We start from the raw sequence: 14,519 nt of genomic DNA, 5'->3' as shown, positions 1-14,519 counted from the left end.
CATTTAGCTCTCGAGCTTGGCAATTAACTGCTCTAATTTGTGAGGCTCATCAAGACTAATCGTCATTTTAGCCTTACCGTCCTTCGAGCGCACAATCGACACTTTAGCATCGAGAATTTCGCTCAGTTTATGTGACATTTGTTGTGCGTCAGCGTCTTCTGGCACGTTTTTTGTGTCAGCTTGGGGTGCCAGACACTTTTTGACTAACTTTTCCGTCTGACGTACTGTCAGTTGCTTTTTGGCAACCTGCTGTGCAATCTCACATTGTTGCTCGCCTTCCAGCGCCAGCAGGGCGCGAGCATGACCCATTTCGAGCAGTTTCTCCGCCACCAGTTGCTTGACCTGATCATCCAGCTGGTTCAGGCGCAGCAGATTGCTGACCGTGGTGCGGGATTTACCGATCACATCGGCGACCTGTTGATGGGTCAGAGTAAATTCGTCCTGCAGACGCTCAAGTGCCTGCGCCTCCTCGATCACATTGAGGTTTTCACGCTGAATGTTTTCAATCAACGCCATGGCAATCGCCGCCCGATCCTGGACGTTCTTCACCAAACACGGCACCTGACGTAAACCCGCCTGACGGGCCGCACGCCAGCGACGCTCGCCGGCGATAATTTCAAATTTGTCGTCCGCGACCTGACGCACCACGATCGGCTGAATGATGCCTTGCGACTGAATCGAAGCCGCCAGCTCTTCCAGCGCTTCCGGTGCCATGTCTTTACGCGGTTGATACACCCCTGGCTGCAGGCTGGTGATCGCCAGATCCCGCAGTTCGCCATCGGAGGACAACGCCTGGCTCTGGGTGGCAATGTGTTGTTTCTCACGGGCAAATGAGCTGGTGGCTAAGAGCGCATCCAGCCCTTTTCCTAAACCACGTTTAGACATGCAGAAGAATTCCTATTGGTTGAATTATGCGGGTACTTCGTCGCGACGCAGCATTTCGCCGGCCAGTGCCAGATACGCTTTCGCGCCAGCCGAATACTTATCGTAATACATGGCAGGTTTGCCGTGACTCGGCGCTTCGGCCAGACGAACATTACGAGGAATAACGGTTCGGTAGACTTTGTTACCGAAATGCTTTTTCAGCTGATCAGACACTTCATTGGAAAGGCGGTTACGCGGGTCGTACATGGTACGCAGCAACCCTTCAATCTTCAGATTTTCATTCACAACGGCAGCCAGCTTGCTGATCGTATCCATCAATGCGGTCAGCCCTTCCAGCGCAAAATACTCACACTGCATCGGCACCAACACAGAGTCAGCCGCTGCCATCGCGTTGATTGTAAGAAGGTTAAGTGCCGGCGGACAATCGATAAAGATGAAATCATAGTTATCGCGAACTGACGCGAGCGCGTTTTTCAGCCGGATCTCGCGGGCAAACACTTCCATCAGTTTGATCTCGGCCGCGGTGACGTCACCGTTGGCGGCGATCAGGTCGTAATAGCCTGTGGTTTTCTGGCACACCACCTGCTCAAACGGCAGCTCTTCGACCAGCAGATCGTAGGCGGTGGCCTCGACCTGATATTTGTCGATGCCGCTGGCCATAGTGGCGTTCCCCTGAGGGTCGAGATCTATCACCAGCACCTTACGCTTAGTGGCCGCCATGGACGCCGCTAAGTTAATACACGTTGTTGTTTTACCAACACCACCTTTCTGGTTGGCGATCGCTACGATTTTTCCCACGTTATGCCTCGCTGTTATCCCTTGCGCGATAAGATTACAAGATGACGCTCACCTTCCAATTCAGGAACTGTCAAAGCTTTGATACCGATCACAGAACACCACTCCGGCAACTGGTCGATCTCATCCTGCGGGAGTTGACCTTTGAGCGCGAGAAACACGCCACCCGACGTTTTGGGCAGATGGTGACACCATTCCACCATGTCGGTAATGGAGGCAAACGCGCGGCTGAGTACCCCGTCAAACAGCACGTCAGGCTGATACTCTTCCACCCGGCTCTGCACTGGCGTGACGTTGCTGATGCTGAGCTCGTGCAACACTTGCTTGATGAAACGAATGCGCTTACCAAGACTGTCGAGCAGCACGAATTGTTTGTCCGGATTCATCACCGCCAGCGGAATGCCCGGCAGCCCCGGGCCAGTTCCAACATCGATAAAGCGCTCGCCATCCAGCGCCGGGCTGACAACGATGCTATCCAGAATGTGTTTAACCATCATCTCCTGCGGATCACGCACCGAAGTCAGATTGTAGGCCTTGTTCCACTTGTCGAGCAGGGTCACATACCCTACCAGTTGCTCACGCTGACGCTCAGACACCAACAAGTCGGTTTGCGCGATCAGCGCATCAAGTGTGCTGCGTAGTGCGCTCATGCGACGTCCTCGCCTTTTTTCAGCATGCCGTGCTTTTTCAGATGCACCAGCAAGATAGAAATCGCAGCCGGCGTGATGCCAGAGATGCGCGATGCAATGCCAATGCTTTCTGGTTTAGCCTCACTCAGTTTGGCCACCACTTCGTTAGATAACCCTTTGACCGCGGAGTAATCGAGATCCAGCGGCAATTTGGTGTGTTCATGACGCAGTGATTTTTCGATCTCATCCTGCTGACGCTTGATGTAACCTTCGTATTTCACCTGAATTTCGACCTGTTCGGCCGCCTGACGATCCGCTAACGCCGGGGCAAACGCGTCCAGTTGAGTCAGTTGATCGTAGGTCATTTCCGGACGACGCAACAGATCCTCACCGCTGGCTTCACGCACCATTGGCGTTTTCAGCAACTGGTTAAGTGATGCTACGCCAGCAGAATTGGGGTTCATCCAGGTCTCTTTGAGACGCTGGCGCTCGCGGTCCATGTTGTCAATTTTCTGGTTAAAGCGTGCCCAACGCGCTTCGCTGATCAGCTCCAATTCATGCGCTTTCGCGGTCAGACGCAGATCGGCGTTGTCTTCACGTAGCAACAGGCGGTATTCCGCACGGGAAGTGAACATCCGGTACGGTTCTTTGGTGCCCATGGTGGACAAATCGTCAATCAGAACCCCTACGTACGCTTCATCACGGCGCGGACTCCAGCCGTCTTTGTCCTGACTGTACAGGCTGGCATTAAGACCGGCCATCAGGCCCTGAGCGGCCGCTTCTTCGTATCCTGTGGTGCCATTGATCTGACCGGCAAAGAACAAACCTTGAATAAATTTGGTTTCAAACGTCTGCTTCAGATCGCGGGGATCGAAGAAGTCGTATTCAATCGCGTAGCCCGGACGCACAATGTGCGCGTTTTCAAAACCTTTCATCGAGCGCACAATTTGCACCTGAACGTCAAACGGCAGACTGGTTGAGATGCCGTTCGGGTATAATTCGTGCGTCGTCAGGCCTTCCGGTTCAATGAAGATCTGGTGGCTGTTTTTGTCGGCAAAACGCATCACCTTATCTTCGATCGACGGGCAGTAACGTGGCCCGATCCCTTCGATCACCCCAGCGTACATCGGGCTGCGATCCAAGTTGGCGCGGATCACATCGTGCGTCTGCTCGTTGGTGTGAGTAATAAAACACGGGATCTGGTGCGGGTGTTGATCCCGCTGGCCCATGAACGAAAACACCGGTGTCGGGTTGTCACCATGTTGCGCTTCCAGTACCGAGAAATCGACGCTGCGCGCATCAATGCGCGGCGGTGTGCCGGTTTTAAGACGATCGACCCGAAACGGCAGTTCACGCAGACGATCCGCCAGTGCGATCGACGGAGGATCGCCCGCGCGTCCCCCGGATGAACTCTCCATTCCGATGTGGATCTTTCCGCCCAGGAAAGTCCCGACCGTCAAGACCACGGCTTTGGCACGGAATTTTAGCCCCATCTGAGTGATCACACCCACCGCCTGATGATTTTCGACGATCAGATCATCCACCGACTGTTGGAACAACGTCAGATTAGGGGTGTTTTCCAGCGTCTGGCGTACGTACGCTTTGTACAGTGCCCGGTCAGCTTGCGCTCGGGTAGCTCGAACCGCCGGACCTTTTGATGCGTTCAGTGTACGGAATTGAATACCCGCATGGTCAATGGCCTCGGCCATCAAACCGCCCATGGCATCGACTTCTTTGACCAGATGACCTTTACCAATCCCACCAATCGCTGGGTTACAGGACATCTGACCTAATGTATCAATATTGTGGGTCAACAGCAGAGTGCGTTGACCTGTGCGAGCTGATGCGAGTGCGGCTTCCGTTCCTGCATGACCGCCACCGACAACAATGACGTCAAAATTTTCGTGATAAAGCATGAACCGACCTCAGGTATTCAAACAAAATGATGGACAGAGAAAAAGAGCCGTATTTTACCCTCTTTCCGGGATCGATAAAATCGCTTTTCGCTTTTTTCCTCGTTCAGGGAAAGAATAAATATATATAAGATCTATATAGAGATCTTTTATTGGATCTACTATTAGTGGAACCGTTTTCTGTGGATAACTAAAAAATGATCAACAAGATCATGGATCTTGAGACGATCATTTGCTGTGATCTTCATTTGATCTGATCGAGGATTAGCTGGGATCAAAATCGGTTGTTATACACAGGGGATCGCATGACCTAAAGTTGTTATTGGGATAACTATAGTTTGATCACTGGAAACTTGATAGGTTATCCACAGCTCAAATGGTCAAATAATCAGCAAACGAATCATCCCGTTTGGCTTGTGGATGTTTTCGGGGACAAAAAAAAGCGGCCCGAAGGCCGCCGATTGTCCGTTCTCAATCAGAATAATTCGAGGTGATCGTTCAACCAGGCCTCGGCGGCATCTTCCGGTACGGTGTGGCTTAACACGTCAATAGTGACGCAGTCTGTCAGTGGCGTGGCACCGATGTCCAGCAACAGATCATACGCGTGCTTCCCTGCGGCACAGAAAGTGTCGTAACTGGAATCGCCGATGGCGATCACTGCGTATTGCACGTCACTCATTTTAGGTGGGGTGTCTTGCAGCGCCTGAATGAATGGCTGGATGTTATCCGGGTACTCGCCGGCACCGTGGGTGGAAGTGATCACCAGCCAGGTGCCACGATTAGGGATCTCTGCCAGATCCGGCTGGTTGTGGATCTTGGTGGTCAGGCCTTTTTCTGTCAGCAGATCGCTGAGGTGATCACCGACGTACTCGGCACCGCCTAAGGTGCTTCCGGTAATGATGTGGATCATAAATACTCCCTTATGAGCAGCGTGGCCGCCCCGTGCCACGCCTGACGTGTTATTTGCCGATACAAAATGATGAGAAGATACGCCCTAACAGATCATCCGAGCTGAACTCTCCGGTGATCTCGTTGAGGTGCTGCTGGGCGATGCGCAGCTCTTCGGCAAGAATTTCCCCGGCCATGTAACCTTCCAGTTGCTGCTGACCGATGTCAAGATGCTGGGCGGCACGCTCCAGAGCGTCTAAATGACGACGACGGGCCATAAAGCCTCCCTCGCTGTTGCCGGCAAAGCCCATGCACGCTTTGAGGTGGGCACGCAGTGCGTCGACACCGGCGCCGGTTTTGGCCGACAAGCGGATCAGGGTCGGATGATTGACGTGGCAGATCCCCAGCTCTTCATCGGTTTGATCGGCTTTATTGCGGATCACGGTCATTCCGATGCTGTCGGGCAGACGATCAACAAAGTCGGGCCAGATCGCTTTCGGGTCCGTGGCGTCGGTGGTGGTGCCGTCCACCATAAACAATACCCGATCCGCCTGAGCTATTTCATCCCAGGCGCGCTCGATGCCGATTTTTTCCACTTCATCAGACGCATCACGCAGGCCGGCGGTGTCGATGATGTGCAAAGGCATGCCGTCGATGTGGATGTGCTCACGCAATACGTCACGCGTGGTGCCGGCAATGTCGGTGACAATCGCAGACTCTTTGCCGGACAAGGCGTTGAGCAGGCTGGATTTGCCTGCGTTTGGCCGGCCGGCGATGACCACTTTCATCCCTTCACGCATGATCGCACCCTGGTTGGCTTCGCGGCGTACCTCGGCAAGGTTATCTATAATGGTCTGTAAATCGGCGGCCACTTTGCCGTCGGCGAGAAAGTCGATCTCCTCTTCGGGAAAATCAATCGCGGCTTCGACGTAGATGCGCAAGTGGATCAGCGATTCCACCAGCGTGTGGATGCGGCGTGAGAACTGACCCTGCAGGGATTGCAGCGCGGACTTGGCGGCTTCTTCCGAGCTGGCGTCAATCAGATCGGCAATGGCTTCCGCCTGCGTCAGGTCCATTTTGTCGTTCAGGAATGCCCGCTCGGAGAACTCCCCTGGCCGGGCCGGACGGACGCCGTCGATGTCGAGAATGCGTTTGATCAGCATGTCCATGACCACCGGGCCACCGTGGCCCTGCAGCTCCAGCACATCTTCACCGGTGAACGAATGGGGATTAGGAAAGAACAGGGCAATGCCCTGGTCTAACTGGCTGCCGTCACTGGCGGTGAAGGGCAGGTATTCGGCATAACGTGGCTTCAGAGTACGGCCTGTCACGGTTTCGGCGACCAGTGCCGCCTTAGGGCCGGACACACGGATAATGCCGACACCGCCACGACCGGGCGCGGTTGCCTGAGCGACTATGGTGTCTGTTGTCATATTGTAGCCTTTCGAGCTGGGACCGCCGGGGGCGATCGAAAAATTCAGTTAGCTGAATTGTAATCAGCAGCAAACAAAAAGGCGACCCTTTGGTCGCCTTTGTCGGTGTGTGTCGGGCTTACTTGGAGTGCAAGCCTTTCTTCTCCAGTGCTTTGTAAATCAGCGTTTGCTGGATCAGAGTGACCACGTTCGATACCAACCAGTACAGAACCAGGCCTGACGGGAAGAACAGGAAGAAGAAGGTGAACATGACCGGCATGAACATCATGATCTTCTGTTGCATCGGATCCGTGACTGTAGTCGGGCTCATTTTCTGGATCATGAACATCGACGCACCCATCAGCAGCGGCAGAATGTAGTACGGGTCCTGTGCAGACAGGTCGTGAATCCAACCGAAGAATGGTGAGTGGCGCAGTTCAACCGACTCCATCAGTGACCAGTACAGGGCGATGAAGATAGGCATTTGCAGCACAATCGGCAGACAGCCACCCAGCGGGTTCACTTTCTCTTTCTTGTACAGCTCCATCATTTCCTGACTCATGCGCTGACGATCATCACCGATGCGCTCACGCATGGCCTGCAGTTTAGGTTGCAGCATGCGCATTTTCGCCATGGAAGTGTACTGCGCTTTGGTCAGCGGGTACATCGCACCACGGACGATAAAGGTCAGACAGATGATCGCCACACCCCAGTTGCTAACAAAGCCCTGGATGAACGACAGCAGCATGTGCAGTGGTTTCGCGATGAACCACAGCCAGCCGTAGTCTACCACCAGATCCAGGTTGTCCGCTGTAGCGGCCATTTGGTCCTGAAGTTTCGGACCAGCCCACAGAGTAGCTTCGAAGTGGGCGCTGTCGCCGTTGGCGATGGTTTTGTTCGGCATGCGAACGCCGATGTCGCCCAGATTACCGATCACGCGGGTGTACAGGTTGGTGCCAGGTTCGTTGCGTGGGATCCACGCGGCAGCAAAGTAGTGCTGAATCATGGCCGCCCAGCCCTGACCGTCAGTCAGGTTGATCTGCAGGTTGCGATCCTGCATGTCGTCAAAGCTGTATTTTTTGTAGCGGGTATCTTCGGTGGAATACGCACCACCACGGTAGGTTGGCATCGTGATGCTGCCACCAGAATCCAGCAGGTTCTGACGCAGATGCGCGTACATGCCAACGGTGGCGTTGTTGCCTGAGTTGTTCACGACGTCGTAATCGACATTGATCGCGTAACTGCCACGCGTCAGCGTGAACGTTTTGGTGTACGTGATGCCGTTCGCGGTGTATGTCATCGGGATACGCAGTTCGTCCTGACCGTCTTGCAGGGTGAAGCTGTCTGCGTCAACGCTGTAGTTGGGACGATTGCTGCTGCTCAGATCAACCCCCTGTGGACCCACCAGACCGCTTTGCGCGATAAACTGATGTCCCTGAGTGTTTTTCAGCAGCACGAACGGGTCTTTGGAGTCCAGCTCGGCAGAGTATTGGTTCAGATCCGCGTTGACCACATCGCCACCCTGAGTGTCGATTGACAGAGTCAATACGTCAGTCGTCACGGTAATCGTCTTCGCTGATGCCTGCTGGGCCGATGGTGCTGGGTCAAACTCATCACCGGTTGACGGGGCAGGTAAGGTACTGCTTGATTGTGCCTGCTCAACCGCTTGAGGAGCCGGATTCTTTGCTACTTGCCACTGCTGGAAAAGTAGAAAAGAGACCAACGCCAGTGCGATTAACAGGATATTACGTTGAGAATCCATCGTTATTTATCTCTGTCATGTTTCTGGACGGGTGGAACGGGGTCGAACCCCCCTTCGTTCAAAGGGTGGCATTTTAATAGACGTTTGCTTGATAACCAACACCCTTTTACAAAACCGTGAGCTTTCAGGGCTTCTATGGCGTAAGTTGAGCAGGTGGGGGTGAATCGACACCTTGGCCCCAGGAGCGGACTAATGAGCCCCTGGTAAAGACGGACAAGTCCGATCCCTAGCCACGCGAAGGGCGAGACAGGCGATGCCATAACTTATCAAACAATTGGAACAATTCATCATTGCTTAAATCTTGGGCGCTTTTTTTAGCAATCACAACAAAATCTTTGTTCGGAAGCTGATGTTGTTTGTTACGAAAGCTTTCTCTGGCCAGACGCTTGAACCGGTTACGGCCAACGGCAGTTTTGATTTGCTTTTTGGGAACGGCTAAGCCTAAACGAGGATGAGAAAGGTTATTATTGCGAGCAATGATGGTGAAATGAGGTGAACCAGCACGATGCGCTTGCTGGAAGACATTTTGATAATGCTCGGGAGTTAGCAGACGTAACTCCCGATTGAACGCGTACGTATTCAAAATAAGCTAGTGATTATTTTGACAGGCGCTTACGGCCTTTTGCACGACGTGCGTTGATTACTTTACGACCGTTCTTAGTTGCCATGCGAGCACGGAAGCCGTGAGTACGCTTGCGCTTTAGAACTGTAGGTTGAAAAGTGCGTTTCATGATAATTACCTTTACTGATCAGTAGTTTTAGGTCAATGTTAACCCGGCGTGGGTTGTATTGCTCTCTTTACTATAGAAAAGAGAAGCACCGACGCCTCTCAACAAAGAGGCGGAATTGTAATCACACTCACCTTAGCTGTCAATCACTGCGGCAGTATGAATCCCGGCCGGGCGATTATACGGAGTGTGATTAAAATCTCAAGGATCTTGGGATCTTTTGGCCGATCTTTATTCGGCGCCAACCTGACGCAGAAACTTCTGCAGGCGAGGATCCTGTGGATTGTTGAAGATATCCTGTGGAGATCCCTGTTCCACTATCTTCCCCTCGGCCATAAAGATCACCCGATCAGCCACTTCACGGGCAAACTGCATTTCGTGCGTCACCACCAGCATGGTCTGGTGCTGCGTAGCCAGGCGCTTCATCAGCGCGAGGACTTCGCCGACCCATTCCGGATCGAGAGCCGAGGTGGGTTCATCAAACAGCAGCAATTCCGGTTGCAACGCCATCGCCCGGCCAATGCCGACCCGTTGTTGCTGACCGCCCGACAGGGAAGCCGGATATTGATCACCCTTGTCTCCCAGACCGATGTCATCGAGGATTTGTTGCGCCCGGGTCAGTGCCTGGTCTTTTTTCCAGCCGCGCACGGTGATCAGGCCCTCGGCAATGTTCTGGCGCGCAGTCAGGTGAGCAAACAGTGCGTAATTCTGGAACACGAAGCCAGTTTTGCGTCGCAGCGCCAGAACATCCGATTTGCTGTGCTGGCGAGCATTGACGCTGACATCATCAATGGTGATCTGGCCCTCATCGGCTTGCTCGAGAAAGTTCACGCAGCGCAGCAGCGTCGATTTGCCGGTGCCGCTTGAGCCGATAATCACGATGATCTCGCCTTGCTGGATGTCAAGATCGATGCCTTTCAGTACTTCGCTGTCGCCAAAGCGTTTATGGATATTGGTCAGTTTGATCATCGTACGTATGCCCTATTCAGTTTGGTTTCCGCCCAGATCTGGACGCGGGTCAGAACCAAAACCACGCCCCAGTAAATCAGTGCGACCGCCAGGAACGCTTCAAAGAAACGAAAACTGGATGAGGCTTCCATTTGCGCTTTGGCCATGATTTCTGCCACGCCGAGAGTGAAAGCCAGCGAGGTGGATTTGATCATGTCGATGAAGTAATTCATCAGCGACGGCAGCGCCACGCGGGTTGCCTGTGGCAGGATGATTCGGCGCATCGCTTGTGGTGTGGTCATACCGACCGACAAACTGGCTTCCATCTGGCTGCGGTCAATGCCGATGATCGCGGCGCGTATGCTTTCTGCCATGTAAGCGGCAAAATGGAGCGTCAGGCCGATCACCGCCGCTGAGAAGGCATCCAGTCCGACCATCACCGGAAAGATTTGTGGCAAGCCATAATAAAGCAGGAACAGCTGAACCAACAACGGCGTGCCGCGGAAGAAACTGATGTAAAGCTGGCTGAGCTGATCCAGCACCGGCAGACGAAACACACGAATGTTGGCCAGCACAACGGACAGAATCAGCGAAAACAGCAATCCCCAGATCGCCATTTCCATGGTGGTGCCGAGATACTTGAGCAGTATCGGCATTAACTCCAGCATGTAGTTAAAGTCAAAACCCATAAGTTACCTTACATCAGAAAAGAAAGGGTGGAATTGACCATTCCACCCTCGAAAATACAGTTGATTTGTTCTGGTGCGACGGTTATTTGGTAATGTCGGCACCGAACCATTTTTCAGAGATCTGCGCAAGCGTACCATCTTCACGCATCGATTTCAGAGCCTGATTGACTTCAGACTGCAATTGACGGCCTTTTTCGTTGTTCAGGAATGGCCAGGCGTTCTCGATGGTCTCAAACGGTTGACCCGCCAGTTGCAGCGGCAGACCGGTTTTTTTGATCAGTTCCAGCGCCGACAAGCGATCCATCACGAAGGCATCAGCACGGCCGAGTGCGACGTCGTGTTCGATACCGGTATCGTACGTTTTCACGTTGATTTTACCGTCTTTGTCGTAGCTGCGCAGCAGTTGTTCGAAGTTCGAACCCAGATTCACGGCCACGGTTTTACCGGCCAGGTCATCCACACCCTTGATGGTGTCGTTGCCTTTACGGACGGTGATTTGCGCACCGTCGATGACGTACGGATCCGCAAACAGATACTTGGCCTTGCGCTCATCAGTGATAGTGATTTGGTTTGAAATGGTGTCGATGCGGCCGGTTTCAAGTAATCCGAACAAACCCGAGAAGTTTGCGGTGACGTATTCTACTTTATAGTCGTTGCGTTTACCGATTTCGTCCCACACGTCCACTTCAAAGCCCTGCAGTTTATCCTGCTTGACGAACGTGAACGGGAAGTAGCGGCCAGACATGCCCACTTTGATTTCGGTTGCGGCCTGCACAGTGGCTGCAGACAGAGCGACGGCTGCAACGGCAGCTTTAATCCAGGTTTTCATAATACAACTCCATATATTTGTAGAGGGAAATACTACTGTTACTTTGCTTAGTTAGATAAATAACCAAGTGCAATAAACTAGAGCAGTGTGTAATAAGTTGAAGGTTATGGTCAGGTTATACACAGCCTAGTCTATCCTGGGCGATTTTCGTGCCAGGCCGATGTGAGCCAGTGCTCAAAGGCACAAAATGATCCAGATCGCTCAGGGTGTGGAGAAAAAGATTCACAGAGTTATCACCAGATTGAAGATCACCGGATCCCGTGAAAAAAAAGCCAAATGTGGATCAAAATGTGAGTAATTTTGGGACGGTTTGTGTGGATCCGGCCAAATTGCGGTAAATAATTGTGTATAAGTACGATCTTATTCACTGGATCGTCGATCAATCGCTGGCGATCTTGGTTATCAACAGGTAACATTGTCGTCTTTTCCGATCATCTAAGTTTCGAGTGGGGGCATCGTGTCATCTTCGCTATGGTTGCAGTGCATGCAACAGCTTCAAGAAGAGCTACCAGCTACAGAATTCAGTATGTGGGTTCGACCGTTACAAGCAGAGCTCAATGACAATACTCTCACTTTGTTCGCTCCGAACCGGTTCGTGCTCGACTGGGTTCGGGATAAGTACCTGAACAACATTAATCGTCTGCTGCAGGAATACTGTGGCAGCGACATTCCGAGCCTGCGCTTTGAAGTTGGCAGCCGCCGGGTGGTTGCGCCCAAACCGGCCCCGATCCGCACGCCCGCCGATGTGGCAGCAGAGTCGTCTGCGCCGGCCCAGTTGCAGGCACGCAAGCCGATCCACAAAACCTGGGACGACGATGCGGCCAGCGCGCCGGAAATCACTTACCGTTCCAACATGAACCCGAAACACAAGTTCAACAACTTTGTGGAAGGTAAATCAAACCAGCTTGGTCTGGCCGCGGCCCGTCAGGTTTCAGACAACCCGGGTGCAGCGTACAACCCGTTGTTCCTCTATGGCGGGACCGGTCTGGGTAAAACCCACTTGCTGCATGCCGTCGGCAACGCCATCGTCGATAACAATCCGAACGCCAAAGTGGTGTACATGCACTCGGAGCGTTTTGTGCAGGACATGGTCAAAGCCCTGCAAAATAACGCGATTGAAGAGTTCAAACGTTACTACCGCAGTGTGGATGCGCTGCTGATCGATGACATTCAGTTTTTCGCCAATAAAGAGCGCTCTCAGGAAGAGTTTTTCCATACCTTCAACGCGCTGCTGGAAGGCAATCAACAGATCATTCTCACCTCAGACCGTTATCCGAAAGAGATCAACGGGGTGGAAGATCGCCTGAAATCCCGCTTTGGCTGGGGGCTGACGGTGGCGATTGAGCCGCCAGAGCTGGAAACTCGCGTCGCGATCCTGATGAAAAAAGCCGAAGATCACCAGATTCATCTGGCCGATGAAGTGGCGTTTTTCATCGCCAAACGTCTGCGCTCGAACGTGCGTGAGCTGGAAGGGGCGCTGAACCGAGTGATCGCTAACGCCAACTTTACCGGCCGTCCGATCACCATTGATTTCGTGCGAGAAGCGCTGCGGGATTTGCTGGCGCTGCAGGAAAAGCTGGTGACGATCGACAACATTCAGAAGACGGTCGCAGAGTACTACAAGATTAAAGTCGCCGATCTGCTGTCGAAGCGTCGTTCTCGCTCGGTTGCCCGCCCGCGTCAGCTGGCGATGGCGCTGGCCAAAGAGCTCACCAACCACAGTCTGCCGGAAATCGGCGATGCGTTTGGCGGCCGTGACCACACGACGGTGCTACACGCCTGCCGTAAGATTGAGCAGTTGCGTGAAGAGAGCCACGACATCAAAGAAGATTATTCGAACCTGATCCGAACGCTGTCTTCGTAATCGGGCGAGATCGCACTATTCTTATCGCTGATAATAAAAACCGGCACATGCCATACACCGTTAAGAGCTAGCTATGAAATTTACTATTCAACGTAGTCACCTGCTGAAACCCCTGCAACAAGTCTCTGGCGCTTTGGGGGGCCGGCCGACTTTGCCGATCCTCGGTAACCTGCTGCTGAAAGTCGACGACAATGTCCTGTCGATGACCGCCACCGATCTGGAAGTGGAACTGATCAGCCGGGTCAGCCTGGAAGGCGAGTGTGAGGCGGGCAGCATTACGGTGCCGTCACGTAAATTCCTCGATATTTGCCGTGGCCTGCCGGATGAATCGGTGATCACGGTACTGCTTGAAGGCGATCGCGTTCAGGTGCGCTCAGGACGCAGCCGTTTCTCTCTGGCCACATTGCCAGCAAGCGATTTTCCGAACATTGAAGACTGGCAGAGTGAGGTGGAAATTTCCGTCACTCAGGCTGACCTGCGTGGTTTGATTGAGAAAACCCAGTTTTCGATGGCTAACCAGGATGTGCGTTACTACCTCAACGGTATGCTGTTTGAGATTGAAGGCACCACCCTGCGCAGTGTGGCGACTGACGGTCACCGGATGGCGGTGGCGCAGACCCAACTGGGCGCTGAATTTGCCCAGCAGCAGATCATTGTGCCGCGTAAAGGCGTGCAGGAACTGGTGAAGCTGCTGGATGCTCCAGAGCAACCTGTGGTGTTGCAGATCGGCAGTTCCAATGTACGCGCGGAAGTGAATAACTTTGTCTTCACCTCTAAGCTCGTTGACGGCCGTTTCCCCGATTATCGCCGCGTATTGCCACAAAATACTACCAAAACACTGGAAGCGGGCTGTGATGAGCTGCGTCAGGCGTTCTCGCGGGCGGCGATCCTGTCGAACGAAAAGTTTCGCGGTGTGCGGGTCAATCTGGCGGACAGCGAAATGCGCATTACCGCCAATAACCCAGAGCAGGAAGAAGCCGAAGAGATGCTGGATGTCACATTTGACGGTGAGGCGATCGAAATTGGTTTCAACGTCAGCTATGTGCTGGATGTGCTCAATACCTTGCGTTGTGAGGCGGTGCGTGTGTCCATGTCGGACGCAAACGCCAGTGCGTTGATTGAAAACCGTGATGACGACAGCGCCATGTATGTGGTGATGCCGATCCGTCTGTAAGCG

At 53.2% G+C, this 14,519-nt stretch carries 15 protein-coding genes; 2 read left to right on the top strand and 13 right to left on the bottom strand.

The features are described from left to right. Positions 1–3: 3 nt before the first annotated feature. The 13 genes from VPR01S_RS19195 to VPR01S_RS19140 form a co-directional block, all read right to left on the bottom strand. The gene (locus VPR01S_RS19195; protein ID WP_021707038.1) at positions 4–885 is read right to left on the bottom strand and encodes a ParB/RepB/Spo0J family partition protein; all 882 of its coding nucleotides are present in this window, start codon (positions 883–885) and stop codon (positions 4–6) included. A 24-nt stretch (positions 886–909) separates the two neighbouring features. Further along, entirely contained in the window at positions 910–1,683 is a 774-nt protein-coding gene (locus VPR01S_RS19190; RefSeq protein ID WP_021707037.1) for a ParA family protein, read from the bottom strand. 14 nt (positions 1,684–1,697) lie between these two features. Beyond that, positions 1,698–2,330, bottom strand: a complete 633-nt coding sequence (gene rsmG / locus VPR01S_RS19185; protein ID WP_021707036.1) for a 16S rRNA (guanine(527)-N(7))-methyltransferase RsmG — start codon at positions 2,328–2,330, stop codon at positions 1,698–1,700. Next, positions 2,327–4,225 (bottom strand): tRNA uridine-5-carboxymethylaminomethyl(34) synthesis enzyme MnmG, encoded by a 1,899-nt coding sequence (gene mnmG / locus VPR01S_RS19180; protein WP_021707035.1) that lies wholly within the window; start codon positions 4,223–4,225, stop codon positions 2,327–2,329. The genes rsmG and mnmG overlap by 4 nt, the downstream gene beginning before the upstream one ends. 472 nt (positions 4,226–4,697) lie before the next feature. Then, positions 4,698–5,132 carry an FMN-binding protein MioC gene (mioC, locus tag VPR01S_RS19175; RefSeq protein ID WP_021707034.1) on the bottom strand — a complete coding sequence of 145 codons (435 nt, stop codon included), beginning with the start codon at positions 5,130–5,132 and terminating at the stop codon, positions 4,698–4,700. A 49-nt stretch (positions 5,133–5,181) separates the two neighbouring features. Beyond that, on the bottom strand, positions 5,182–6,543 hold the full coding sequence (mnmE, locus tag VPR01S_RS19170; RefSeq protein ID WP_021707033.1) for a tRNA uridine-5-carboxymethylaminomethyl(34) synthesis GTPase MnmE: 1,362 nt from the start codon (positions 6,541–6,543) through the stop codon (positions 5,182–5,184). A gap of 118 nt (positions 6,544–6,661) precedes the next feature. After that, positions 6,662–8,284: a membrane protein insertase YidC gene (yidC, locus tag VPR01S_RS19165; protein ID WP_021707032.1), complete on the bottom strand. Its 1,623-nt coding sequence runs from the start codon at positions 8,282–8,284 to the stop codon at positions 6,662–6,664. A gap of 2 nt (positions 8,285–8,286) precedes the next feature. Next, positions 8,287–8,544, bottom strand: a complete 258-nt coding sequence (gene yidD / locus VPR01S_RS22430; protein ID WP_021707031.1) for a membrane protein insertion efficiency factor YidD — start codon at positions 8,542–8,544, stop codon at positions 8,287–8,289. Next, positions 8,511–8,834: a ribonuclease P protein component gene (rnpA, locus tag VPR01S_RS19160; RefSeq protein WP_237668249.1), complete on the bottom strand. Its 324-nt coding sequence runs from the start codon at positions 8,832–8,834 to the stop codon at positions 8,511–8,513. The genes yidD and rnpA overlap by 34 nt, the downstream gene beginning before the upstream one ends. A 46-nt stretch (positions 8,835–8,880) precedes the next feature. After that, positions 8,881–9,015 (bottom strand): 50S ribosomal protein L34, encoded by a 135-nt coding sequence (rpmH, locus tag VPR01S_RS19155; protein ID WP_021707029.1) that lies wholly within the window; start codon positions 9,013–9,015, stop codon positions 8,881–8,883. A 228-nt stretch (positions 9,016–9,243) separates the two neighbouring features. Further along, positions 9,244–9,981, bottom strand: coding sequence for an amino acid ABC transporter ATP-binding protein (locus VPR01S_RS19150; protein WP_021707028.1), 738 nt, complete (start codon positions 9,979–9,981; stop codon positions 9,244–9,246). Further along, on the bottom strand, positions 9,978–10,649 hold the full coding sequence (locus VPR01S_RS19145; RefSeq protein WP_021707027.1) for an amino acid ABC transporter permease: 672 nt from the start codon (positions 10,647–10,649) through the stop codon (positions 9,978–9,980). The genes VPR01S_RS19150 and VPR01S_RS19145 overlap by 4 nt, the downstream gene beginning before the upstream one ends. An 82-nt stretch (positions 10,650–10,731) precedes the next feature. After that, the gene (locus tag VPR01S_RS19140; protein ID WP_021707026.1) at positions 10,732–11,478 is read right to left on the bottom strand and encodes an amino acid ABC transporter substrate-binding protein; all 747 of its coding nucleotides are present in this window, start codon (positions 11,476–11,478) and stop codon (positions 10,732–10,734) included. A 457-nt stretch (positions 11,479–11,935) separates the two neighbouring features. Here VPR01S_RS19140 and dnaA point away from each other — a divergent pair, with 457 nt between their 5' ends. Beyond that, the gene (dnaA, locus tag VPR01S_RS19135) at positions 11,936–13,342 is read left to right on the top strand and encodes a chromosomal replication initiator protein DnaA (protein WP_040903145.1); all 1,407 of its coding nucleotides are present in this window, start codon (positions 11,936–11,938) and stop codon (positions 13,340–13,342) included. A gap of 73 nt (positions 13,343–13,415) precedes the next feature. Next, positions 13,416–14,516 (top strand): DNA polymerase III subunit beta, encoded by a 1,101-nt coding sequence (gene dnaN / locus VPR01S_RS19130; protein WP_021707024.1) that lies wholly within the window; start codon positions 13,416–13,418, stop codon positions 14,514–14,516. The last annotated feature ends 3 nt before the right edge of the window (positions 14,517–14,519 follow it).

It is taken from the genome of Vibrio proteolyticus NBRC 13287 (assembly GCF_000467125.1).
In the GTDB taxonomy this organism is placed as follows: Bacteria; Pseudomonadota; Gammaproteobacteria; order Enterobacterales; family Vibrionaceae; genus Vibrio; species Vibrio proteolyticus.
Note: the sequence above shows the minus strand (reverse complement) of the source record. Positions and strands in the feature narration are given on the sequence as shown.

What these genes read in the sequence shown, in the direction of transcription:
- yidD (WP_021707031.1), bottom strand. Translation starts at nt 8,544, where the DNA reads ATGGCATCGCCTGTCTCGCCCTTCGCGTGGCTAGGGATCGGACTTGTC.
- mnmE (WP_021707033.1), bottom strand. Translation starts at nt 6,543, where the DNA reads ATGACAACAGACACCATAGTCGCTCAGGCAACCGCGCCCGGTCGTGGC.
- rsmG (WP_021707036.1), bottom strand. Translation starts at nt 2,330, where the DNA reads ATGAGCGCACTACGCAGCACACTTGATGCGCTGATCGCGCAAACCGAC.
- mnmG (WP_021707035.1), bottom strand. Translation starts at nt 4,225, where the DNA reads ATGCTTTATCACGAAAATTTTGACGTCATTGTTGTCGGTGGCGGTCAT.
- VPR01S_RS19150 (WP_021707028.1), bottom strand. Translation starts at nt 9,981, where the DNA reads ATGATCAAACTGACCAATATCCATAAACGCTTTGGCGACAGCGAAGTA.
- mioC (WP_021707034.1), bottom strand. Translation starts at nt 5,132, where the DNA reads ATGATCCACATCATTACCGGAAGCACCTTAGGCGGTGCCGAGTACGTC.
- yidC (WP_021707032.1), bottom strand. Translation starts at nt 8,284, where the DNA reads ATGGATTCTCAACGTAATATCCTGTTAATCGCACTGGCGTTGGTCTCT.
- rpmH (WP_021707029.1), bottom strand. Translation starts at nt 9,015, where the DNA reads ATGAAACGCACTTTTCAACCTACAGTTCTAAAGCGCAAGCGTACTCAC.
- VPR01S_RS19195 (WP_021707038.1), bottom strand. Translation starts at nt 885, where the DNA reads ATGTCTAAACGTGGTTTAGGAAAAGGGCTGGATGCGCTCTTAGCCACC.
- VPR01S_RS19145 (WP_021707027.1), bottom strand. Translation starts at nt 10,649, where the DNA reads ATGGGTTTTGACTTTAACTACATGCTGGAGTTAATGCCGATACTGCTC.
- dnaN (WP_021707024.1), top strand. Translation starts at nt 13,416, where the DNA reads ATGAAATTTACTATTCAACGTAGTCACCTGCTGAAACCCCTGCAACAA.
- VPR01S_RS19140 (WP_021707026.1), bottom strand. Translation starts at nt 11,478, where the DNA reads ATGAAAACCTGGATTAAAGCTGCCGTTGCAGCCGTCGCTCTGTCTGCA.